This is a genomic window from Actinoplanes sp. NPDC048791 (assembly GCF_040650095.1).
Classification (GTDB): Bacteria; Actinomycetota; Actinomycetes; order Mycobacteriales; family Micromonosporaceae; genus Actinoplanes.
In genome coordinates this window covers 1-5,645 of record NZ_JBEZGQ010000553.1, presented here as the reverse complement: position 1 = coordinate 5,645, position 5,645 = coordinate 1, and the positions used below count along the sequence as shown (strand labels likewise).

The 5,645-nt window shown below is 72.6% G+C and carries 4 protein-coding genes; all 4 read right to left on the bottom strand.

Annotated elements, in window-relative coordinates; translation table 11 throughout:
• A partial coding sequence (locus tag AB0C29_RS30825; RefSeq protein WP_360827477.1) for an NUDIX hydrolase occupies positions 1-507 on the bottom strand: 507 nt, incomplete at its 3' end.
• Positions 504-2,261, bottom strand: coding sequence for a CTP synthase (locus AB0C29_RS30820; protein WP_360827474.1), 1,758 nt, complete (start codon positions 2,259-2,261; stop codon positions 504-506). The genes AB0C29_RS30825 and AB0C29_RS30820, both read right to left, overlap by 4 nt.
• Positions 2,262-2,402: 141 nt before the next feature.
• Positions 2,403-4,613: a hypothetical protein gene (locus tag AB0C29_RS30815; RefSeq protein WP_360827471.1), complete on the bottom strand. Its 2,211-nt coding sequence runs from the start codon at positions 4,611-4,613 to the stop codon at positions 2,403-2,405.
• Positions 4,614-5,002: 389 nt separating this feature from the next.
• The coding region (locus AB0C29_RS30810) for a glycosyltransferase family 4 protein (RefSeq protein WP_360827468.1) at positions 5,003-5,645 on the bottom strand (643 nt) is incomplete at its 5' end.

Sequence of the window (5,645 nt, the reverse complement as noted above, 5' to 3'; positions counted from 1 at the left end):
GTTGGTGACCTCGCCGCGCAGCACCATGGCGACGGCCTCGTCGAGGTCGCGCCAGACGATCTCGATGTCGGCCTCCTCGTCGGTGCGTTCGTGGCGCTGGTCCTCGGGCACCGGGGTCAGCTCCCGGGCCAGGAAGATCCGCACCTTCTCGGCGCTGAAGCCGGGCGACGGGTGCAGGTCCACCAGCAGGTCGAAGCGGCCGGCGTTGAGGTCCGCCTCCTCGGCCAGCTCGCGGGCGGCGGTGACGACGAGGTCCTCGCCCTCGACGTCGCACAGGCCGGCCGGCAGCTCCCAGAGCCGCTTGCCGACCGCGTGCCGGTACTGCTTGATCAGCACCACCCGGTCGACGTCGTCGAGGGCGACCACGACCACCGCGTTCTTGTTGACCACGACGTCGCGCCCGGCGGTGCCGCCACCGGACATGGTGACCTCGTCGGAGTAGACCGTGAAGATCGGTCCCGCGTACCGCTCGGTGCGCGAGAGGGTCTCGTGGGCGAAGGCTGTCATGATGCCGCGACCGCGGCCTTGCCGGTTTTGCCCTTGCCGTCGGTCCTGCCGCGCTCGGCGACGGTCTTGCTGCCGTCGGCCACCTCGACCGGCAGCTCGTCGGCGGCCGCGTACTGCACCGCGGCCTTGACGAACGCCGCGAACAGTGGGTGCGCCCGGGTCGGGCGGCTCTTGAGCTCCGGGTGGGCCTGGGTGGCCACGAAGAACGGGTGCGTCTCGCGGTCCAGCTCGATGAACTCGACCAGCCGGCCGTCGGGCGAGGTGCCGGAGAACTTCAGGCCGGCCTGGGCGAGCCGGTCCCGGTACGCGTTGTTGACCTCGTAGCGGTGCCGGTGACGCTCGGAGATCTCCGTGCCCTCGTACGCCTCGGCCACGATCGAGCCCTCGGTCAGCGCCGCCGGGTACGCACCCAGGCGCATCGTGCCGCCCAGGTCGCCCTTGCCCGCGACGATGTCCTCCTGGTCGGCCATGGTGGAGATGACCGGGTGCGGGGCCTGCTCGTCGAACTCCAGCGAGTTGGCGCCCTCGAGGCCGGCCAGGTTGCGCGCGGCGTCGATGGTCATGCACTGCAGGCCGAGGCAGAGGCCCAGGATCGGCAGGCCGTTCTCCCGCGCGTACCGGGAGGTGTTGATCTTGCCCTCGATGCCGCGGATGCCGAAGCCGCCGGGGATCACGATGCCGTCGACGCCCTTCAGGGCGGTGGCGGCGCCGGCCGGGGTGTCGCAGTCGTCGCTGGGCACCCAGCGCAGCTGCACCCGGGCGTGGTTGGCGAAGCCGGCCGCCCGGATCGCCTCACTGACCGACAGGTACGCGTCCGGCAGGTCGACGTACTTGCCGACCAGCGCGACGGTGATCGTCCGGCGCGGGTGGTGCACCCGCTCGAGCAGGTCGTCCCAGCTGGTCCAGTCCACGTCACGGAACGACAGCCCGAGCCGCCGCACCACGTACGCGTCCAGACCCTCGCGGTGCAGCACCTTGGGGATGTCGTAGATGCTGGGCGCGTCCGGGCAGGCCACCACGGCCTCGCGGTCGACGTCGCAGTAGAGCGACAGCTTGTGCTTGAGCTTCTCCGGGATCTCCCGGTCACTGCGGCAGACCAGCGCATCGGGCTGGATACCGATGTTGCGCAGCGTGGCCACCGAGTGCTGGGTCGGCTTGGTCTTCAGCTCGCCCGACGGCGCCAGGTACGGCACCAGGGAGACGTGCAGGTAGAAGACGTGGTCACGGCCGATCTCGTGACGCACCTGGCGGATCGCCTCGAGGAACGGCAGCGACTCCATGTCACCGACAGTGCCGCCGACCTCGGTGATGACGACGTCGGGGGTGCGGCCGTACTCGTCGGGATCGGCCATCGCGAAGATGCGCTCTTTGATCTCGTTGGTGATGTGCGGGATGACCTGCACGGTGTCGCCCAGGTATTCGCCGCGCCGCTCCTTGGCGATCACCGAGGAGTAGATCTGGCCGGTGGTGACGTTCGCCTTGCCGGCCAGCGCCCGGTCCAGGAACCGCTCGTAGTGCCCGACGTCGAGGTCGGTCTCGGCGCCGTCCTCGGTCACGAAGACCTCGCCGTGCTGGAACGGGTTCATCGTGCCGGGGTCGACGTTGAGGTAGGGGTCGAGCTTCTGCATGACGACCCGAAGTCCCCGCGCGGTCAGCAGATTGCCGAGGCTGGAGGCGGTGAGGCCCTTGCCCAGCGAGGAGGCGACGCCCCCGGTGACGAAGATGTGCCGCGTCTCGCGTGATGTTGCAGCCAAGGCCTGCTCCCGTGGTCGGTCAGATGCGATCGTGCAGACCGGCGCTCAACCCTCATCGGTAGATCGCGCCATCCACGGGATTCCACGGTAACACCATCGCCGGCGCGCGCACGTTCGGGCTGGTCGTCACGCGTGTCCGGGTCAGAGCTGACGCACGGTCACGCCCGCCGAGTCGGATTTGTCGCCCGCGGGCGGCGGCACCGGGCCGGGTCGCATCGACAGGCCGGGCCCGCCGGGACCGTCGGTGCCCCCTTCGGGCCGGGTGCGGTCGGCGGCGTGTCCGAGCACCCGCAAGGTGGTCAGAACGGCCAAGGGCACGGCCACCGCCGCGGCGGCACCCGCGACTGCGAACGCCGCCCCGCCGAGCACTCCGGCGATCATCGTGGCGACGGTGGTGCCGGCCAACGCCGCGCGCAGGGCCGGGTGCAGCCCGAAGACCCGGTTGAGGCCGCCCCACGGCGAGAACTGGCTGAAGGCCAGCATGAGGACGCCGATCACCGCCAGTAGCGTCAACGGGCTGTCCAGAGCGTGACCGTTGGAGGTGGCCGCGCGCTGGATGGCCGGGCCCGCCGTACCGTCGCCCAGGGCCGTCAGGGCCCGCCCCAGGCTGCCCTGCTCAAGCTCGGGCCGGCGCAGGTCCAGCACGGCGAAGCCGATGGTGACCGCGAGCCCGGCGAGCGCCGCCCAGGCGAAACGCGGGAACGTGAGCCAGCCGCCGGTGCTGATCGCCGCGGCGACGCACACGCCGGCGGTGACGGCGATCGCGCCGACCGGGTCGGCGCCCAGGTAGGGGCTGCCGACCATGACGACGGCGAGCCCGCCGACCATCACGACCACGACGGGCCGCCAGGGCCGGCGCACCCACTGCGCCACGCAGCCGGCCAGGAACAACATGCCGGCGACGAAAACGCCCAGGCCGACGCTGCCCACTCCGGAATACCGCGCGCCCTCGATCGCCGAGTAGCCGGCGACCCCGTTGAGCTGCAACTGCGCGCCGGTGAGCAGGTCGAACCCGACCACGGCGGCACCGATCGCGCAGACCACACCCATCGGCCACAGCGTGCGCGGGTAACGCGGCGCGAGCCGGACCGCGGCAGTGCCCAGCACCATCAACGCGAAGGTCAGCAACGCGAACACGATGCCCGGCCGCCCGGCCCGCCACCAGGGCGCCGCGTCGGCCAGCAGAGCGGCGGGAATGGCCAGCGCCACCGCGATGAGCAGCACCTCGACCCCGAGCACCAGCAGCCGCGGCGCGGCCGCGGGCCCGGTCGGGCCGGCATGCCGCCGGGCCCGGATCATCAACGGCACCACGAGCAGAAAAACCAGCAGCTGTACGGCGGCCAGCCCGGTGAAGAACGTCCCGGCGATCCCGAGCTGAGCCCCGGCCCGCTTGTCGGCGTTGTTCTCGCCCCCGACGGCCTCGGCCGGATCAGCGGTACGCCCAGGAACCGACAGCGCGGTGAAACCACTGAACCGCCCCTCCGGCGAGGGCCGGCCCAACGCGGTGAGCACGGTCGGCGCGAAGTCGACAAGCTGCAGATAGCCGTCCCGGCCGGTGCCGGCGGAGGTCAGCCAGCCACCCTGCCAGCCCGGTCCCTCGGCGATCGCCACATGCAACCGCGAGGTGGTGTCGGTGTCGGAAACCCCCGCCACCATGATCAGCGACCGCTCGGGCCGCGCGGCGACGATCCGCGCCAAGGTGGCATCGGCCTGGGCGACCAGCGACTGCCGCGCGGCGCCGGAACCGGTGATCGTGCCCAGGTCGACCACGCTGAGCACACAGTAGGAGAGCAGGCTCCGGGGATCGTCGGGAAGCGTGGCCGCGTACCGGTCGACGCGCCCGAACGGCCGCGCCGCAGCGACAGCGGCACCGGGCCCGACGGCCACGGTGCACCGCACGGACTCGGCGAGCGCACCCGGCAGGGCGCCGTACGGCTGGTTGTCCTGATTACCGCGCACGACACCGCCCAGCTCAGGCAGATTGGCGCCGAGCGCGTCAGGCTGGGTCAGGGTGGGCTGCACGGGCGGACACTGCCCGGTGACACGGGTGTTCGCCCAGATCGAGTAATTGCCGGCACCCAGGGTGAGCCAGCCGTCCGCCGGGCAGGTGGTGGAGTGGGCGGACCGCACCGAGAGCCAGCCGATCGAGCCGCGGGTGGCCTCCTGCCAGAGGGCGGGGGTGCGCTGCGGGTCAAGATCCTCCCAGCGCAGACCGGCCGCGCCGGCCAGGATGACGTAGTCGGCGGTGTCCTGCGGGGCGCCGGTGGCGGGACGCACGGCGAGGCCGGCGATGCTGGCGGCCGCGGCGAGCACGATCAACAGGTACGGCAGCCAGGTCCGTCCCCGCCGCATCCTCGAGGGGGGCGCGGAGTCCGGCCTGATCCCGCGGCGCAGGGTGTTGCGGACTCTTCGTGGCCAGCTGCCCCGGCCTTCGATCGCCGTCCTTCTCGGCCTGGCGGCGGTGGGTTTGCGGGGCTTCCGCTTGTTCGGGTCGGAGCTCGGGCCGGCTGGTTTGCGGTCTTCGGCCTTCTCGGCCGTGTCCGTGCCGCCTTCGCGGCTCGCCGGGCTGCCCGAGTCCTCGCCATCCGGCTTCGTCTCTGCCGCGGTCGTCGTGTCACCCGGCTCCGCGCCAGCCCCGGACGCCACCGCAGGCGGCTGCCCAGCGCCCAACCCCGCCACGCCCGCCTCGGGCGTCGACTCGTCGTCCGGATCGGGTGAGTGGAGGCCGGAACCCGGGTCGCTCACCCCTGACCTGCCCGTGCGCTCGTGGTCACCGACGCATACGCGGCGAGCACGTCCGCAACCGTGTCCTCCTCGGACGGCCAGGTAGCAGCCTGCCGCGGCCCCCGAGCCGCATACTCCGCCCGCTTGGCCGGGTCGGCCAGCAACTCCCGCACCGCCGTATCCAGCGCGTCCACGTCACCCGGCGGGATCAGCACCGCCGCGTCCCCCACCAGCCCGGGCAGCCCGCCCACGGCCGTGCTGACCAGCGGCACCCCGGCATGCAGCGCCTCCTGGGCGAACAGCTGACGCGCTTCCCAGTCGCTGGTGATCACGGCCAGGTCGGCGCCGGCCAGCAGGTCGGGCACGTCCTTGCGGTGGCCGAGCAGGAAGAACTTGGCGCGCAGCTCCGACGCCCGCTGGGCCAGCAGCATGTAGCTGGGCCCGGATCCCGCCACCACGACCATCGGCGCCGGCGTCAGGTCCCGCCAACGGGCGGCGGCTTCGACCAGGACGTCGTACCGCTTCTGCGGGTGCAGCCGGCCGACCGACAGGATCAGCGGGGTGTCCGGCGTGAGCCGGAACTCGGCGCGCACGGCGGCGCGGCTGCGCTTGGGCGCGCTCAGGGCCGGCGCGGCGACCGCCCCGAGGCGCGCGTTGCGG

Bases quoted from the DNA above. Each gene is read 5' to 3' on its own strand.
- AB0C29_RS30815 (WP_360827471.1), bottom strand. From the start codon at position 4,613: ATGCGGCGGGGACGGACCTGGCTGCCGTACCTGTTGATCGTGCTCGCC.